Origin of the sequence: Pseudonocardia sp. NPDC049635, from assembly GCF_040659795.1 — a bacterium.
Lineage (GTDB): Bacteria > Actinomycetota > Actinomycetes > Mycobacteriales > Pseudonocardiaceae > Pseudonocardia.
This window is the reverse complement of record NZ_JBFAON010000021.1, coordinates 80,257-97,593: the sequence shown is the minus strand read 5'-3', so window position 1 is coordinate 97,593 and position 17,337 is coordinate 80,257. Positions and strand designations below refer to the sequence as shown.

Genomic DNA, 17,337 nt, shown 5'->3' with positions numbered 1-17,337 from the left:
ACCGCAAGCGCGTGGCCCGACTGATGAGCGTGGCCGGTATCGAGGGCATCCACCGGCGCCGTCACGGTAAGAAGCGTTCCCGCGTCACGGCCGGCTCGGTGGCCCCCGATCTGGTCAAGCGCCGGTTCCACACCGAGCGACCTGACCAGCTGTGGGTCGCCGACATCTCCTACCTGCGGACCTGGGAAGGATTCCTCTACCTCGCCGTGGTCATCGACGCCTGCACGCGTCGGGTCGTGGGCTGGTCGATGACCGACCATCTGCGCCGTGAGCTGGTCCTCGACGCTGTCGGGATGGCCCTACCCCAGGCTTCGCCCGTCACCGGGCGGTCACACACCACTCGGGTGGACGCCAATGCTACGGGCTGGCCCGCCCCTCGCCGCTGATCTGCGGTGCCGCTGGGAGCGCCCCGCCGAGCCGGGGCGGCTGACCCCGGCGCGGGTCCGTCGCGGGTTTCGCCACCTACGCGCGAAGACCAGCCGCCCAGCCAGAGCACCGAGACCCAGCCGGCCAGGGCTCGGTCGCCCACCCGGGTCCCGCAACCGGCACCGCGCCACCCGCCGCGACGTCGGGAAACGCACGGCTACCGCCGCGACCGGCCGAACCGGCACAGGTTAAAGATCAAGCTAAACCCTCTCGGCAGCAACGGTACCGATCCGGCAGCGGATCGCCTGCCCCCAAGCTCGCTTCTCCGAATGAGGGTGCTCTGAGCTGTGAGGATGCCGTCTCACACGATACGGCGGTACCCCGGTGATGGAGGACGCCCCAGAGATTGATATCTACTGAGTATGCAATGAGTAAATACTGATATTGTTGTGATATTGACCAGTGCTTCGGGCGAGATCGATAGTGGTCGCCGTTGCTGGGAGGTATTCCCGAACGGTGGCCGAAGACCACGCCGAGCCGTGGTCCTGACCGACGACGTTCAGAGGACGAGGAGCTGCTGTGCGCGCCGCAGTAATCGAGGAGTTCGGAAAGCTGACCATCCGGGAGGCCCCGGACCCGAAGCTCCGCTCCGGCCACGACGTGATCGTCCGGGTGCGCGCCGCCGGAGTCTGCCGGACCGACGTCGAGACCCTCCACGGCGGGCTCGTGTCTGCCTACGGCATGCCCGAGTTCCCTTACGTCCCCGGCCACGAAACGGCTGGCGTAATCGAGGCGGTCGGCGCGGAGGTGGGGAGCCTGCGGGTCGGCCAGCCGGTCGTCCTCCACCCGCTGAGCACCTGCGGGTACTGCGCTGGCTGCCGCCGCGGCGCCGACATGTACTGCGCTAACAGCATGTTCGCCGGGGTCGACGCGAAGACCTGGGGCGGCTGGGCCGAGCTCGTTCGGGTCGGGGAGCGCGCCGTCGTTCCGGTAGCGGACGGCACGGACGACGAGGGGCTCGCCGCGCTCGCACCCTACTCCGACGCCGGGCTCACCGCCTTCCACGCCGTCGAGCGCATCCGGGACCGGCTGGTCCCGGGCTCGGTCGTCGTCGTCATCGGCTCTGGCGGCGTGGGGCACTTCGCCGTCCAGCTCCTGCTGGCGGGCAGCCGGGCGACCGTCCTGGTCGCGGACACCAGCCCGGACCGGCTGCGCACCGCGGAGGGCTTCGGCGCGACCGCCCTCCCGGCGGGTGGCGCCGATGCCGCCGTCGAGGCCGTCCGCTCCCGTACCGACGGGGGCGCGGACGTGGTCATGGACTTCGCTGGCGCCCCCGGTTCGGCCGCGGCTGGGGTGGCCATGCTGCGAAAGGGCGGTGTGCTCTCGCTCGTCGGCGCCGGCCCGGACCTGACCGTCAACACCCTCGACATCGTCGTGCGCGAGCTGTCGATCGTGTCGAACATCGTCGGCACCCACTCCGAGCTCTCCCGGCTCGTCACGATGCACGGGGCCCCGCTCGAGTCGCCCCACACTGTCTTCCCGCTCGACCAGGCCGAGGCCGCCATCGCGGACCTTCTCGCCGGCGCCATCGAGGGCCGCGCCGTGTTGGTCCCCTGATCGGGCCCCCGAACCACCGTCCCCGATTGGAGAAGGAGAACCCTATGTCCCCCAACGTCCGCCCAGCCCTCGACGCTGGCACTGCCGCGAAAGTGATCGCCGCCGCCGAGGCCAAGGCCCACGAGATCGGCGTCCCCTCCACAATCGCCGCGGTGGACGAGAGCGGTGTGCTGAAGTCGCTCGTGCGAATGGACGGCTCCATCCTGGCCAGCGTCGGGGTCGCCCAGGACAAGGCGTACACCAGCGCCGCGACTGGCGGCCCGACCGGCCAGTGGTACGACGTCGCGCAGGCCGACCCGTCGTTCGGCTTCGGCCTCAACAGCATCGCACGATTCTGCCCACTTGCCGGCGGTCTCCCGATCACCGTCGACGGCCAGGTCGTCGGCGGCATCGGCGCCTCGGGCGGTACGCCGGACCAGGACCTCGAGATCGCCGCGGCCGGCCTCGCCGTCCTGAACTGATACCCGATGACCCGCTCAATGTCCTCCTCTTCCGTCGGCGAGCGCGCCTACGACTACATCGTCGTGGGCGGCGGCTCCGCCGGTTGCGTGCTGGCCGCCCGGCTGTCCGAGGACCCGGACATCTCGGTGCTGCTGCTCGAGGCCGGGTCGCTGCACCCGCCCGCAGCCGTCGACGACCCCCGCGAGTGGGCGAACCTGTGGGGCAGCTCTGTCGACTGGGCGCTGCGGACCGAGCCGCAGTCCCACGCGCAGGGCCGGGAGATCCGCTGGCCCCGCGGTCGGGTGATCGGGGGCAGCAGCAGCATCAACGCGCTGGTCTGGGTGCGTGGCACCGAGCGGGACTTCACGGCGTGGACCGAGCTCGGCGCCGCCGGCTGGAGCTGGGACGACGTCCTGCCGGCTTTCAAGGCGATCGAGTCCTACCCGCTCGGTGACCCGGTGGCCCGCGGCGTTGACGGGCCGCTGCGGGTGTCGCTGCCCCGGGATACCAACCCGCTGTCGCGGGCGTTCGTCGCGGCGGCGATCGAGCGCGGCCACCCGTTCCTCGACGACCTCAACGGCGACCCCGAGCCTGGGGGGGTCGGCTGGAACCAGTTGACCGTCGCAGGCGGGGTTCGGCAGAGTGCCTACCGCGCCTTTCTCGAGCCTGTCCTCCACCGGCCCAACCTCACCGTGGTGGGCGACGCGCATGTGCGCCGGATCCGGTTCACCCCGGGCGGTCGTGCGACCCACGTCGAGTACGAGCGTGACGGACATCTGAACCGCCCGGCCGTGGCCGGCGAGGTCGTCCTCACTGCGGGCTCGCTGAGCTCGCCGCACCTGCTGATGCTCTCCGGGGTCGGCGATCCCGACCAGCTGCGCGAGCACGGTATCGACGTGGTGATCTCGGCCCCCGGCGTCGGGCAGAACCTGCACGACCACCCCGGCGTGGCCCTGACCTGGCGCTCCCGGCGGCTAATCCCGGCCGGGAGCAACCAACACAGCGAGGTCGGGCTGTTTTGCCGCAGCACACCGGACGCCCTGGCGCCGAACCTGCAGTACGGCATCCTGCACGTGCCGTTCTGTGCGGAAGGACTGCCGATACCGGACAACGCGTTCTCGCTGTACCCGTCGGTGCTCAAGCCCCGTAGCCGCGGGTCGCTGACGCTGCGCTCCGGTTCACCAACGGATACTCCGCGGCTCGACCCCGGGTACCTCGGCGACGACGCCGACGTGCGCACCTTCCTCGATGCCATCCGGGTCTCCCGCGACCTCGTCCGCTCCCCCGAGCTTGTGGAGTGGGTGGGCGAGGAGGTGTACCCGGGACCGGCCGCCACGGACGAGGGCGCGTTGCGGGCCTACGTTGCCCGGGCCGTCGACACCTGGTTCCACCCGGTCGGCACCTGCCGGATGGGCTCGGACCCGGGCGCGGTGGTCGACCCGTCGCTGCGGCTCAACGGGAGCCCCAACGTGCGGGTGGCAGACGCCTCGGTCATGCCGGAGGTCACCTCCGGTAACACCAACGCGCCCACCCTGATGCTCGCCTGGCGCGCCGCCGACCTGATCGCAACGCACCGCGGGGGCCATCGAGCGCCCGCGCAGAACCGAGAGGTCATCGCATGAGTTTCCGGACACTCGCCGGGGCAGGCGCTCTGATCAACTGGATTGACGTCCCGGCCGATGTCGAGGCCGAGTTCGATCACTGGTACACGTTCCAACATCTGCCCGAGCGGGTCGGCACCCCGGGCTTCGCGCGGGGGCGTCGGTTCGTCGCCGAGAACGGTTCCGACCCGGGTGCCGGGCGCTTCCTGGCCCTCTACGAGACCGACGACGTCGACGTGCTGGACTCGGCGCCCTACCTGGAGCGGCTCAACGCGCCGACCGACTGGACGAGAAAGATATCCGCCACGTTCACCTTCGCCCAGCGGGCGGCCTGCTCACTGGCCCTGTCCGCTGGGCAGGGCAGCGCGGCGCACGTGCTGACCGCGCAGCTGGACCTGCTCGACGACTCCGGTGAGGCGTTCGTCGAGCACCTGCGCAAGGTGGCGGTCAGGCTCACCGAGAGCTTCGACGCCGTCTCGCTGCACCTCTACCGCAACGACGCCGAGATCACCTCGGCCAAGAGCCGGACCGACGAGGGGCGGGTTACCTCGGCCGCCGACTCGGTCCCGGTCTGGATCGTCGTCGTGGAGCTCGCCCGCCCGGAGGCCTGGTCGGCCGCTCTCGACGAGGTGCGCGCCGGGGCCGAGCACATCCGCGGCGGGGCGGACGGCATCGGCCGGGTCGGCCGCTACCGCTTGCTCGTCGAGCTCGAGTCCGCCGATCCGGCCACTGCCGCGGGCTGAGCCCCGACCGGCCCGTTTACGTCACCGACGACAGGAGACACACGCCATGGCCCAGTTCAAGAAGGTCGATCAGATTACCGGCCCGTTCGACCCGGGCGGCCAGCCCGACACCCGCACCGGCCAGCCGCTGGAGCTCGGCTTCTTCGGCTGGAACGTCCGCGCGGGCATGACCATCTCCAAGGCGGTTCTGGAGGACGAGGACCGTCTCGCCGACTACTGGCGCTGGCCGAACTCGCGGTACCTCATCGAGCTGGCCGAGCGCATCGGCTTCGACTACCAGGTGCCCTTCGGCCGCTGGCTGGGCTCCGGCGGCGTCACAAACTTCAACGGTGCTGCCCTGGACTTCCTCGCCACAGCCGCCGCCACCGCGCCGATCACGAACACCCTCGGATTGGTCTCCACGGCGCACATCACCTACGGCTTCCACCCGCTGCACATCGCGAAGTTCGGTGCGACCATCGACCACATCTCGGGCGGTCGCTGGGGCCTGAATGTCGTCTCGGGCTACCAGCAGCAGGAGCGCGCCGCCTTCGGCGCAACCGATCCGATGGATCACGACGAGGCCTACGACATGGCCGAGGAGTTCGTGGTCCTCATGAAGCACCTCTGGCACGAGACCGAGCCGTTCACCTTCGAGGGCAAGTACTACCAGACCTATGGGGCCGTCGTGGCCCCCGGACCGACCCGGCGCCCCCGCCCGTTCCTGATGAACGCCGGTGGCTCGCCGAAGGGCCTGGAGTTCGCCGCTCGTAACGTCGACTGGGCGTTCACGGTGGCGCCGAACAGGGCGGAGTACGTGGAGAAGATCAACCAAATCCACTCCCTGGCCGCCAAGTACGAGCGCCAGCTCCGCGCCGCGACGATGTCCTGGGCCCTGATCGAGGCGACGGACGAGCTCGCTGAGGAGAAGATGGCGTACTACCGCGAGCAGGTCGACGTGGACGCCGTCTACGGCTACTTCGACGCGCTGCGTGGTATCGACACCTTCGGCGCCGGTGAGAAGGACAACATCGAGGTCGTGGACGACAAGTACCGCGGCATGGGAAAGGAGTTCGTCGAGTCGTTCAGCCTCGGCTTCTCCTCCCCGCAGCTCACCGGGTCGCCGGAGACCGTCGCGGAGAAGATCCGTGCGCTGCACGAAGTAGGCATCGAATCCCTGCTGATCTGCTTCGCGGACCCGCAGAAGGGCCTACACCAGATGCAGGACGACATCTTCCCGATCCTGAAGAAGATGGGCATCCGCAAATGAGGCTCGCGGTCCTCCGCGGCCGGGCGCAGCTGGTCGCGCCCGCTGGCCTGGTGGACGTCGAGAAGGCCAGCGCAGGCATGTTTCCCGCCGATCTGCAGGCTGTCTTGGAAAGGTGGGAAGAGTTCACCGAGGCTGCCCCAGGGTTCTCTCTCGACGACGCGACCCCGAATGTCCCGGCGAGTGCGCTGGACGCGCCGGTGGGGCGGCCGCGGCAGATCGTGGCCATCGGGTTGAACTACTCCGAACACGCCGCGGAGGGCGGCTTCGAGGTGCCCACCGAGTTGCCGACGGTGTTCACCAAGTTCGCTTCTAGCATCACCGGGCCCGAGGGCCAGGTGGTGCTGCCAGGCAAAGCCGTGGACTGGGAGGTGGAGCTCGTCGTGACGGTCGGGCGCACCGCCCGAAACGTCCCCGCCGTTGATGCGTGGTCGCACGTCGCCGGGCTGAGCGTCGGGCAGGACCTGTCCGAGCGCGACGACCAGTTCGTCGGCAACCCAGCGCAGTTCTCGCTGGGCAAGTCGCACGCGGGCTTCGCCCCGATCGGCCCGCACCTGGTCACCCTCGACGAGGTGCCGGACCCGGACGACCTGCGCCTGACTTGCACACTCAACGGCACGGTTGTGCAGGATGCCCGGACCCGGGAGATGGTCTACGACGTGCCGGTCCTGTTCGAGCGGCTCTCGAAGATCCTGACCCTGTACCCCGGGGACCTGATCTTCACCGGTACGCCGGCCGGCGTTGGGCTTGGGCGCACCCCACCGGAGTATCTGAAGGCCGGAGACGTGCTAGAAAGCTGGATCGAGGGCGTCGGCACGCTGCGCCAGGAACTCGTGGCGCCCTAGGTGCCGTGGGTGACGTGCTCGACCAGGCGGTCCACGATCGCGTTGCGCCAGTGGCGATGACGCAGGACGGACAGCTGCACCGTCGGTGACGGCGGGGTGATCGCCCGGTAGATCGCCCCGTCGACGGCGACAGCCTGGTCGCAGCTGGGCACCAAGGTCACGCCGAACCCGGCAGCGACCATGTGGATCATCGTGTGGATCTGCTCGCCGTGGTAGGTGAACCGCGGTCGGAAGCCTGCCTCGACGCAGGCCTGGGCGATGAAGTTGTTCTGCCCGTCGCCGCTGCGCGAGGTGTGAAATCCCACGAAGGTCTCGGTGGACAGGTCCGCCAGCCGGACAGTCTCCCGGTCGACGAGCCGGTGGCCGACCGGGAGGACCGCGACGATGGGCTCCTCCCCGAGCGGGGTGACCGAGAGGTGCTCCGCGTCCACGGTGGACAAACAGAAACCGACGTCGATGGTCCCATCCGTCAACGACTCGGCCTGCTCCATGAGCCGCATCTGCACGACTGTGATGTCGACCCCGGGGAAGGCCTCGCGGAAGCTGCGCAACCGCGCAGCGAGCCCCCAGTTCAGCACGGAGAAGGCGAACCCGATTCGGAGCCGGCCGGCGTGGCCGTTGCGCAGCCGGCGAGCCAAGTCGACAAAATGGCTGGACTCGCTGAGCACGCGGTCGGCGGCCTCCAGCAGTTGCCGCCCGTCTTCAGTGAGCTCGACCTGCCTGCTCGTCCGTTCTAGGAGTTGCACGCCCAGCTCGTTCTCAAGCCGCTTGATCTGCTGGCTCAGCGGGGGCTGGGCCATGTTCAACTCCTGGGCCGCCCGACCGAAATGGAGGTGCCGCGCGACGGCCACAAAATAGCGCAGCTGCCTCAGTTCCATTCCTGAACCCTTCCACACAGTCCTTTGGAACGGGACCCGGTCCCGTTCACCAACGACGGTGACACACGAGAGGAACCCGCCGTGCCTCGCTCGTTCTCCAGCGCAGTGATCGACGCCCACCCCGACGCGGTTTGGGCCTACATCCGAGACTTCAACCGTACCCCGGATTACCTGGACATCGTCTCGACCTCCGAGATCACCGACGGCAAGCCGTCCGACCAGATCGGCTGCGAACGCGTGATGGTGCTGTCCGACGGCGGTGTCGTGAAGGAGACCCTGATCGGGATCGACGACGCCGCCCGCACACTCGTCTATCACCTGACCGAGGGTCCGTTCGCCTTCTCCGGCTACTACTCGACCATGCGGGTGCACCTGATCTCCGAGTCCGGTCAGAGTTTCGTGGACTGGTCCAGCACCTACGACTGCCAGGCCGAGGACGCCAAGTCCTGTGACGACCTCCTCGCATCCGGGATCTACTCGCCCGGGCTCGCCACCATCAAGGCCAAATTCACTGCACGCTGAGCGGATCGGGGCCGCCGGCACGGGCCGCCGGCCCCACCGCCCGGACCCAAGTAGGAGACCATGACCGAGCCAACCCCCATCCCGGACCCGGCCGACACCGCCGTCGCCCGCGCCGTCGCGGCGCTGGCCTCCGGCGGCATGGTCGTGGTCCTCGACGACGACGACCGCGAGAACGAAGCCGACCTCTTCCTCGCGGCCGAGCACGCCACCACCGAGAAGGTGGCCTTCTTCCTCGCCCACACCTCCGGCTTCCTCTGCGTCGCGCTCTCCACAGAGCGGGCCACCGCCCTCGACCTCCGCCCTCAGGTCACCCACAACACCGACCCGCACGGGACGGCCTACCTGACCACTGTCGATACGATCCACGACACCACCACCGGGATCTCGGCTGCCGACCGTGCCAAGACCTGCCGCGCATTGGCCGCCGCGAGCACCCGGCCCGCGGACCTGAGCCGGCCTGGCCACGTGATTCCGCTCGGCGCCCGCCCGGGCGGTGTTCTCGAACGGCAGGGCCACACCGAAGCCGCCGTGGACCTCGCCCGTGCCGCCGGTTGTGCCGAGGCCACCCTGCTTTGCGAGCTAGTTACGCCCGACCGCACCGGCATGCTTCGCGGACAGGGCGCCTTGAACTTCGCCGAGGAACACGAACTGCCTGTCCTCACTGTCGCGGATCTGCTGCGGCACCGCCGCCGGATCGACTCCGTCGTAGAACGCGAAGGCTCCGCTATGATCCCCACCCGCCACGGGCCCTTTGAGACGGTGGCCTTCCGAAGCCGCGCCGACGGCACCGAGCACGTCGCGCTCGTGCTGCGTGACGCGGACGGCGAAATCGGCGCCGCGGATGACCCGCCGTTGGTACGAGTGCACAGCGAGTGCCTGACCGGTGACGTGTTCGGCTCCGAACGGTGCGACTGTGGGGAGCAGCTCGACACCGCCCTACACATGATCCGGGCCGCCGGCCGCGGCGTGCTCGTGTACTTGCGCGGTCATGAGGGCCGCGGAATCGGCATCGGCCACAAGATGCGCGCCTACCAGCTTCAGCAACAGCTCGGGCTGGACACCGTCGACGCCAACCTGCGCCTTGGCCTGCCCGTCGACAACCGTCACTACGGCGTCGGTGCGGCGATCCTGGCCGACCTCGGCGTGACCGCCGTTCGACTGATCACGAACAACCCGGAGAAGTACGCCGGCATCGCCGAGTACAGCATCCGGATCGTCGAGCGTGTCACCACCACGACCTCGACGAACCGGCACAACATCGCCTACCTGACGACGAAGCGTGACCGGCTGGGCCACCTGCTGGACTTGCCTGTCTCCGAAGGCGGTCTGAATCACCCCGGCGTGTCGGGAGACTCGATCTTGTGAGGAGATGGAGTCATGACACGTCGGTCCCAGCACTACCCACCCGGAGCTGCGTGAGCGAGCGGTGCGGACGGTCGCCGAGGTCACCCCGAACTACGACTCGCAGTGGGCCGCGATCGGCGCGGTCGCGCAGAAGCTCGGCGGCGGCACCGCGGAGGGTCGGTGTCGTGACCTCCGGTCTGGGCGAGACGGGGCTCCCGGTGCACGATCGACACGCCGTCGCCCACCGTGGCGCGGTCCGCGTACTCGTAGTACTCGACGTGCTGGTGGCTGCTGGATCGGCTCGACGACCGCAGGCTTGCCGCGGTCGCGGCAGGTCGGCCGCGGGCCTGGGAGGTGATCTGGGCCCAGCGCGACCAAGCTCACGGCCAGGCGCTCTCAGCTGCGCGGGTCGCCGGCCGGGATCTGCACCGGCAGGGCTGCCCAAGCCCGACATGTCGCATCCCCGCGAGCACAGCATCGTCGATATCCATTGCGGTCACAGGCTTCCCTCGAGGAGTGCGAGGATCCGGTCGTTGAGGGCGTCGACGTCGTCGGCGATGTTCTCGAGGAGGGTGAGAGCCTCGTCGAGGCTGGGTGTTTCTCGACCGAACGTCATCCCGCAACGCGGTGACGATCACTGGCAGGAACCGGCCAACGACGAGCAGCACACCCCGACACGCAGGAACAACAGCCCCGCTATCCACGGACCCGGCGGAATCCGGTCCCCGGTGACGAGCAGGATCTACGTAGTAGAAGACCCACCGTACCCTGTGGCACCAGGATGCAGGGCTGCGCCCAGGCCGATCGCCAGGGCCGAGACCTGCAGAAGTACCACCGCCGCCACCCAGGGCGGAGCTGACAAGCGCGACATCACGACCCACCCCCGCGGTAGCATCATCGACGCCCGGACCCACTGGTGAAACACCGGTTGGGCCCTGCACCGACCAGCAGCACCGACCAGGCTTCGCGTAGACCGACGGCGAGACCAGGATGCTGGTTCGCGCCGTCGTCGGGGCCCCCTCACCGGCACCGCCGACCGCGAACTCGACGACCTACCCAGGCACGCACACCGGAGGGCAGACATGACTACCTCAGCTGAGGCCCATCAGGCCGAGCTCGTCGTCGTGCTGGCCGCGATCCTCGATCCTCTCGCCTACGACGACCGGGTAGAACAGCACACCCTGGGCCAGATCTGGGACCGGAAGATCCGGCGCTTGACCGCCGAGCAGCACGCCTCCCGCGCGATCGAAGCGGGCTGGCGTCCCACGCCACCTCGGACCGAGCGCACGACGTCGTGAAGAGCCAGTGAGCGCGGCGATCATGGACCGGGTCACCTTCACCGGCGCCACCATCGAGGCCAGTACACTCCTACAGAGTCGCCCTCGCCAGGACATAGCGGATCAGTGGGGGCTGCTGCAGAGACGGGGCCGCACGCGGTGGAACACCCGCCGGTAGCCGACATGCCCTGGCCGACGATCACGTCAGCACGGCAGTCCCCCACCATCTGTGCGGCAGGCGTCCCGATCCACCGGAGCGAGCCCTCGATGACGACAAGGGGCCGACTGCCAGATAGGCACCGCACCGGCCCGGAGTGCACGAGCAGCATGCCTCCCGGGCCTAGGAAGTGGCGGCTTGCGGCGCCGGCGTCGGCGACCTCGCCAGAGACGCTGCAGCGCTACTCGCCGTTCGGCTCGTCCGGCTCAACCACCACGCCGGCATGGTCGAGCAAGGCCTGCACCGCACGCTTGAGCCAACGCACGTCATCCCGGGTCTCGATCACGGTCGTCACGATCGCGGTGACGTCCTCCTCAGTCCGCTGCGCACGCGACTCCAAGCCGCGTACACGGGCTTCCAGATCAGCAAACGTCGTCGCCACCGGAGAAGTCTCCCACCCAGCCCGCGCCACCGCCTGACCCGTACGACGGCGCGGTTCTGATCCTCGGCCAGGCGGCTGACTCGCCCTCAGCTCTCCCCGTGTGCCTGACGAAGAGCACTACGGATGTAGCGGCGTCGAGACCAGGCTCACCGGCACCCACCGGACTCGCCCGAGCCAAGCTCGACGACCGCGGCAGTCGCCCCATGGCCATACCGTCCGAGGCCGCCACAAGCCTGCAGCTGGCCGATGTCCTCGCCCGGTATGTCGCGGGCCGGACCCCGCCCGCAAGTTTCTGGAATTTTGTGGCGTGTCACAGCGGCGAGCTTTCAGAAATCAGGGCATGATCCCGAGTCATGGCTAAGAGACCAACAGGGCGCCCGTCGAAGGGCCCTCGTGCAGTGGTTCTTCCGCGAGTCCTGCTGGCAGACGATCAGGCACTCAGAGCGCTGGCAGCCAACCGCGGCTGGTACCTCTCCGAGGCAGCCGCAAAAATGATCAACATCGGGCTGCAGCACTCCGAGGAACTCCCTGAGCACCTCCCTCAGCGCCTGTCACCGACCGAGTCGACGGACTTCACCGCACGGATCCCCACCGACGACAACCGAGCCGTTCGCGCGATCGCGAGCAACCGTGCACGCAGCATCTCCCTTGTCGCGGGGGCCCTCCTGCACCTGGGGCTGCGGTATCGCAACGAAGTCCCGGGACAGATCCCGGCCCAGTACACAACCTCGGAGCAGCCGCTGACCAAGGCCTCCTAAACGAGAACGAGACGGCCCCCCTGGCCGGGGGCCGTCTCGGTTCGCTCTCGCGTCACTCGGTCATGCCACCCGAGATGACGCCGTAGCCCCGGCGAACCGGGGCCCATCCCCAACCGTCCAAGAAGGGGCGCTTTCGCGTGTCCAGGATACATCCTGGGCCGGGAGCCGACCACCACAGACACGGGGCGAGTTCGTCGTGCCCAGAACCAGGTCCGTCGCCCGCGGCGGGCACCGGGTTCTGCACCCTCTGTTACGAGCACGGCGCGTTCACCTTGGCTTCTGGCCCCTCCCAGCTCTGCCTGCTGCACCAACTCCCCCTCGGGGAGCAACCACCCGCCGCGACCTTCGGTGTCCGTCCCGCCCTCGGCGGGCCGCGCCGTACCCCGCGGGGTCGGGCCGCGCGCGCCCGCACGGGGCCGACCGGGGGCCCGGGGCGGGCGAGCCGTGCGCTGCCACCGAGCCGGCGGGCCCTGGTCCGCGGACGTGCCCGCGCCCGTGCCCGGCATGCCCGCGGTTGGGCACCGCATCCGGGATGGCGGAACTTCATCGACCACGACTACCGGGTGCTGACCTCTCAACAGGAGGCGTTCGACCACCTGGCCCGGTTGATCGACGACCAGGACTGGCGTTCGGACAAGCGCCGCAGCTGGTCGGCGATCTTGCGGCGTCTGGTGCTGCACATGGACTGGGACACCGGGTTGGTCACCGGGTTGACCAGCCACCGTCTCGGCGCGGCCGGGGCACGCGCGACCCGCACGGTGTCCCGGGTGTTGGCCTGGGCCCGCGAGGTCGGCCTGTTGGTCGTGGTCGAGGCCGGTGCGAGTGCGGAGTTCCTCGGCACCGACACCGGCCGCACCCCGACCTACGCCCTGGTCACCCACACCCCCGCACCCCACATCACCCCCGACGACCAGTACCTCCACAGCAGTGCAGGTCAGGCCACTGTGGATGAAAGTGGCGACCTCCCCACTCCTCACGTGAGTCCTAAGCCCTTGACGGGCGGCAGACGGACACCACTCACCACCGATCGCCGGTGGCACCCCTACGACGTCCCCGACACCCCCGGTGCCAGAAATCTGGCGACGTTGACCTTGCTCTCGCATCTCGGCCTAGGAGGCCGACAAGCTGGCAAGATCGAGATTTGGCGTGCTCGGGCTCTGTTCAAGCCGTGGTGGGACGCCGGTGCCACCGTGTCGGGGTTGCTGCACGCCCTGGAGTACCACCCGGATCGGCCGGGGATCCGGCGTGGGGACCTGTGCTGCGGGGCGCGGGATCCGCTGCGGATCATCGGGGCCCGGTTGCGGCCCTGGCAGGGGCGTCTCGGCGAGATCCGGGCGGTGCAGATCGGCCGCATGCGCGCCACCGACCCCACCACCACCACGACTACGCCGGTGGCCAGCAGTGCTGCACGGGCTGCGGGCGGGGGCGTGGTGCTCGAGGTGGCGTTGCTCGACCGCCCGGCCGGGCGGCGGGCTCGCCAGGCCGCCCAGGAGGCGCTCAGCGAGCACCTACGGCGGCTGCGCGAGGCCCGCGGCGCCCCACCGACCCCCGCGCCGCGACGAGCCGCCGCGGTGCCGCGGCGCCGGCGCGGCCGCCGCGCGCGGTGAGCCGGCCTCACGGTGGCCTTTCCGGCCGGGGTGTCGGTAGCGGCTGGGTCAGGAGCTCCCGCGCCCGGGGTGGTGCAGGGCGGGCAGCGGGTGGCGGGTGTCCCACTCGATGAGCGGGATCGCTTCACGGTGGTAGTGGGCGATCTTGTCCCGTTTGCGGGTGGTGTAGTCCTCGCGTTCGCCCATGCCCCAGACTTCGACCACCGTGTGCGGGTCGGTGTCGGTGAGCACGAAATCGGGCAGGACCGGGGTGGTGGCGTCGTAGCGCAGGGGTTTGACGAAGCTGCGCCCGGCGGCGCTCAGGGCGTCGGCCATGACGACCTCGTGGGAGGACTCGGCCGGCACGAACCCGGCGGTGGTCAGCATCACCGCGGCCGCGGCCGCGGCCAGGTAGCCCCGTTCGGTGCGGGTCACCAGCACCAACACGATCTGCTCGCTGCCCGGCGGGCGGGTAGCGGCCATCGCCACCGGCGCCGCACGGGCCACACGGGCGTGCAGCGCCTCGGAGAAGTAGACCGGTTCGCGGTGATGGCGCAGCTCGCAGCGCTGCCCGTAGCGGGTCGGGGTCCACGACCGGACCGCGCCGCACACCAGACCGCGGCGCACCGTGCCCGCGTGTTCGCCCAGCCGCCCGGTGAACGCGGCGAACGCGCCCTGATGGCGGTCGGGGTCGGCCGGGTCGAACGGCGGGACCACGAAGCAGCTCTCCCCCAGATCCAGCCCGGCCGACGACACCCCGTCGGTGGCGGCCTGCAGCCGCGGGCTGACCCCCGCCCAGCCCGGGCGGCGGTCCCGGGACTGCTCGTCGCAGCGGGTCAATCCGGCGCGGTCCCACAGGTAGTGCAACAGCCCCAGCAGGCTCATCCGCGACCGCCCCACCCCACCGGAGTCGATCCCGCCACGAGAGGTGCTGCTGGGCGTGGCTGTGTCGGTGCGCAGGCGTAGCGGCACCGACAGGGCCACGCTGGCGCTGCCGTCGGTGGCCTCGTCGAGCGCGCCGCGCTGGTACTGCCCACGCCCCGACCACGCGGCGCCGTCGTTGTGGAACTCGCAGCCCTGGGTGTGCTCACTCCCGCCGCCGGGCCAGCAGGCCAGGTAGTAGATCCCGGCCCGGTGGCGGATCACCAGCCGCGGCGCCGGGGCGGTGCACAGACACCAGCCACACCCCTGCATGACCTTGGCCTGCTCGAACAGTGCGCGGTAGGCGCCCGGGCTGCGGCGCAGCGCCGACAACACCACCTCCCGCCCGGCCAACCGCACCCGGGCCCGCGACCCCGCCGCCACCCCGCCACCACCGGCACCGGCACCGTCGCCGGGGCTGGCGCTGTGGTGGTGGGTGGTACGGGTGCGGGGGTAGGCGCTGCGCAGGCCCCGCACCGCCGGTGGGCGGCCGCGACCCCGACTCCCCACCGGGCTCACCGGCCCTGATCCGCACCCGGCCCGGCGGGCCCGGCAGTGGGTTCGGTGGTGGGTTCGGTGTCGGCGTGGCGGGCCTCGCAGAAGTAGTCCCACCAGCAGTCCCGGCTGCTCGGCGGTGCCGGTGTGGCCTGGTCCAGCGACAACGGCAGCACCGCGGCGGTGAGGGTGGCGTCGTGGTAGCTGCGCCGCGGCGGGAACCGATCGGGCAGATACCGCGGCCGGTCCGGGCCCCGCTCCCCGCTCAGCTCCGGCGCCGGGGCGCCGCGGCGTTCGGTCTCGGCCAGCCGCTCGTGATACAGGCGGCGTTCCTCCTCGGTGACCCGGTGCCGGCCCGGGGCGCACTCGCGGGGATCGATGGCCGCTGCGAGGTTGGTGATCGCCGCGGGCAGCCACCGCACATGCCACTCCGCGACCAGATCCGCCCGCGCTCCGGGCTCGGCGAGATCGGCGTGCAGGCTACGCAGCCACGCCAGCTCCCGCACCGCCCGCGGGTGCACCGGCCAGCAGTCGGGCAACTCCACCCGCGAGAGCCGGTACTCGCTGCACAGGACCTGGGCGACGAAGGTGCCCAACGCATCCCAGGCCAGATGGCGGGCTCTCGGGTCGAGCCGTGACCAGCCCAGCGCCGGGGTCAGCGACGTCTGCTCCTGCCCCGACCCGCCCGCACCGGAGGCCTCCACCGCCCCCACCAGGCTGGTGATCGCCGCCTCGTGATCATCCAGGCGCGGGGCCAGCTCGGAGACATGACCGGCCAGGTCCGCGACGTACCCCGCGGTGCGGTCCACCTTCTGCTCGAGCTCACGCAGCTGCTCACCGACCTGCACCGCCAACGACCGGCCCCGACCGGGCCCGCCACCGGCGGGGCCGCTGGTCGGGGGTGGGTCGGGTCCGTCACTGCTCACCCCTCGACCCCCTCCCCCGGCTCTGGTGCGGTGATCGGCTGCTCACGGTTCCAGACCGTGCTCGTCGTGGTCGAGCTCGACGGTCTCACCCGGCTCGACGGTCTCGGCGCGCTCGAGCAGAGCCTCGTAGGGGCCGCGCTCCCGCCCGGCGCTGTCGGCCTCGAGATCCGCGGCGCCGACGGCCACGGTCTGGGGTTCGCGCACCCAGGTGGCCCACTCCTGCAGGTGATGGATCTCCGGATGGGCGGTCACGAACTCGACCACCCTGTCCGCCGCACGGTCCATCACCGCCGGATCGACGTCGGTGAAACCCTCGTGCTCGGTCAGACCCGCCATGTACTGCGGGGACGGGGTGTTCTCCCGATCCATCAACGCAAGGAACTCCTGCCGCAGCGCGCGGGCCTGTTCCAGGACCGGGGCGAGGGCGAGCGCCTCCTGGTGGCGGGCCGTGAGCTCGGCGAGCTCACGGTTGCGCTGCTCGGCCAGCGGCGGCTGATCCACCACGACCTGCTCGCTGGCGTGCTTCCACAACGACAGGTGCCGCTTGTAGTCGGCCTCGGGCAAGGCGCCCTCGTACCACAGGTCACTGAGCGTCGATCGCATCTGGGCGGCCGTCTCGGTCACCGCCTGCGGTGACGCCCCGTGCCAGTACCCCATCGCCAGCGCACGCGCCCGCTCACTGGGGTCCATCTCCGGAAGCGCCGAGCGCTGCGCGTCCAGCTCGTCGAGCCGCTGCTGCGCCTGCTCCACCTCCCTGGTCATCCTGTCCAACACCAGCTGGGCCACCTCGACCTCGTCCCGCTCGTGCTTGTCGCGACCCAACCACTTCTTCACCACCGGAACCTGGTCCCACCGGTCCTGCGCCGCCTCGGCCCTCTCGGCCGCCCTCTGCTGCGTCTCCTGCCAGTAGTTGAACTCGCGCTGCGGATCGCGGATCTCGATGTCGAGGCGATGGGCCTCCAACGCATGGAGCGCGTTCGGTGGAACGTCCCAACCCTGCCCGGTCCAGCCCAGCTCGTCGCGCTGGCGCTGCTCGGCCAGCTCCGCACTGACCTTCGCGGGACCACCGGGCAGATACCGCTGATAGCCCCATGGGTTCTCTCCGAGCTGCCTGAGTCGAGCCTCGATCGGCTTTGACCAGTCGATCATGACATTCTCCGATTCGAGAAGTT

17 protein-coding genes are annotated in these 17,337 nt (G+C 70.2%); 12 read left to right on the top strand and 5 right to left on the bottom strand.

All coding sequences use genetic code 11. The features are described from left to right. From AB0J24_RS22220 to AB0J24_RS22190, 7 genes are all read left to right on the top strand, one after another. Positions 1–386: DDE-type integrase/transposase/recombinase (locus tag AB0J24_RS22220; protein ID WP_358684281.1), on the top strand; the 386-nt coding region annotated here is incomplete at its 5' end. A 559-nt stretch (positions 387–945) separates the two neighbouring features. Continuing rightward, the gene (locus AB0J24_RS22215) at positions 946–1,983 is read left to right on the top strand and encodes an alcohol dehydrogenase catalytic domain-containing protein (protein ID WP_358684279.1); all 1,038 of its coding nucleotides are present in this window, start codon (positions 946–948) and stop codon (positions 1,981–1,983) included. A gap of 44 nt (positions 1,984–2,027) precedes the next feature. After that, positions 2,028–2,444 carry a heme-binding protein gene (locus AB0J24_RS22210; RefSeq protein ID WP_358684277.1) on the top strand — a complete coding sequence of 139 codons (417 nt, stop codon included), beginning with the start codon at positions 2,028–2,030 and terminating at the stop codon, positions 2,442–2,444. An 18-nt stretch (positions 2,445–2,462) separates the two neighbouring features. Continuing rightward, complete coding sequence (locus AB0J24_RS22205; protein WP_358684275.1) at positions 2,463–4,046, top strand: GMC family oxidoreductase N-terminal domain-containing protein; 1,584 nt, start codon at positions 2,463–2,465, stop codon at positions 4,044–4,046. Next, positions 4,043–4,768, top strand: coding sequence for a hypothetical protein (locus tag AB0J24_RS22200; protein WP_358684273.1), 726 nt, complete (start codon positions 4,043–4,045; stop codon positions 4,766–4,768). Before AB0J24_RS22205 ends, AB0J24_RS22200 begins: the two co-directional genes overlap by 4 nt. A 46-nt stretch (positions 4,769–4,814) precedes the next feature. Then, positions 4,815–6,017, top strand: coding sequence for an LLM class flavin-dependent oxidoreductase (locus AB0J24_RS22195; RefSeq protein WP_358684271.1), 1,203 nt, complete (start codon positions 4,815–4,817; stop codon positions 6,015–6,017). Positions 6,018–6,067: 50 nt separating this feature from the next. Continuing rightward, positions 6,068–6,859: a fumarylacetoacetate hydrolase family protein gene (locus AB0J24_RS22190; RefSeq protein WP_358684269.1), complete on the top strand. Its 792-nt coding sequence runs from the start codon at positions 6,068–6,070 to the stop codon at positions 6,857–6,859. On the opposite strand, the gene AB0J24_RS22185 is transcribed toward AB0J24_RS22190, so the two are convergent. Beyond that, entirely contained in the window at positions 6,856–7,737 is an 882-nt protein-coding gene (locus tag AB0J24_RS22185) for a LysR family transcriptional regulator (protein ID WP_358684267.1), read from the bottom strand. The two genes, AB0J24_RS22190 and AB0J24_RS22185, sit on opposite strands and share 4 nt — an antisense overlap. An 81-nt stretch (positions 7,738–7,818) precedes the next feature. On the opposite strand from AB0J24_RS22185, the gene AB0J24_RS22180 reads away from it, so the two are divergent. The 3 genes from AB0J24_RS22180 to AB0J24_RS22170 all read left to right on the top strand — a co-directional run bounded on the left by AB0J24_RS22180 (position 7,819) and on the right by AB0J24_RS22170 (position 10,901). Further along, the gene (locus AB0J24_RS22180; RefSeq protein ID WP_358684265.1) at positions 7,819–8,259 is read left to right on the top strand and encodes an SRPBCC family protein; all 441 of its coding nucleotides are present in this window, start codon (positions 7,819–7,821) and stop codon (positions 8,257–8,259) included. A gap of 60 nt (positions 8,260–8,319) precedes the next feature. Then, positions 8,320–9,624: a GTP cyclohydrolase II gene (gene ribA, locus AB0J24_RS22175; RefSeq protein ID WP_358684263.1), complete on the top strand. Its 1,305-nt coding sequence runs from the start codon at positions 8,320–8,322 to the stop codon at positions 9,622–9,624. Between the two features lie 1,061 nt (positions 9,625–10,685). Next, positions 10,686–10,901, top strand: a complete 216-nt coding sequence (locus tag AB0J24_RS22170; protein WP_358684261.1) for a hypothetical protein — start codon at positions 10,686–10,688, stop codon at positions 10,899–10,901. 377 nt (positions 10,902–11,278) lie between these two features. Here AB0J24_RS22170 and AB0J24_RS22165 read toward each other — a convergent pair whose 3' ends face one another. Beyond that, positions 11,279–11,479, bottom strand: a complete 201-nt coding sequence (locus AB0J24_RS22165) for a hypothetical protein (RefSeq protein WP_358684259.1) — start codon at positions 11,477–11,479, stop codon at positions 11,279–11,281. Between the two features lie 398 nt (positions 11,480–11,877). Between AB0J24_RS22165 and AB0J24_RS22160 the strand changes: the two genes are divergently transcribed. Further along, on the top strand, positions 11,878–12,237 hold the full coding sequence (locus AB0J24_RS22160) for a hypothetical protein (RefSeq protein ID WP_358684257.1): 360 nt from the start codon (positions 11,878–11,880) through the stop codon (positions 12,235–12,237). Positions 12,238–12,800: 563 nt separating this feature from the next. Then, on the top strand, positions 12,801–13,844 hold the full coding sequence (locus tag AB0J24_RS22155; RefSeq protein WP_358684255.1) for a hypothetical protein: 1,044 nt from the start codon (positions 12,801–12,803) through the stop codon (positions 13,842–13,844). A 48-nt stretch (positions 13,845–13,892) separates the two neighbouring features. Here the strand turns inward: AB0J24_RS22155 and AB0J24_RS22150 are convergent, their stop codons facing one another. From AB0J24_RS22150 to AB0J24_RS22140, 3 genes are read right to left on the bottom strand one after another with little or no spacing between them, the layout of a single operon-like run. Further along, positions 13,893–15,254, bottom strand: a complete 1,362-nt coding sequence (locus AB0J24_RS22150) for a DUF1173 family protein (protein WP_358684253.1) — start codon at positions 15,252–15,254, stop codon at positions 13,893–13,895. Positions 15,255–15,259: 5 nt separating this feature from the next. Then, positions 15,260–16,165 carry a hypothetical protein gene (locus AB0J24_RS22145; RefSeq protein WP_358684251.1) on the bottom strand — a complete coding sequence of 302 codons (906 nt, stop codon included), beginning with the start codon at positions 16,163–16,165 and terminating at the stop codon, positions 15,260–15,262. Between the two features lie 42 nt (positions 16,166–16,207). Further along, positions 16,208–17,314 (bottom strand): hypothetical protein, encoded by a 1,107-nt coding sequence (locus tag AB0J24_RS22140; RefSeq protein ID WP_358684249.1) that lies wholly within the window; start codon positions 17,312–17,314, stop codon positions 16,208–16,210. Between the last annotated feature and the right edge of the window lie 23 nt (positions 17,315–17,337).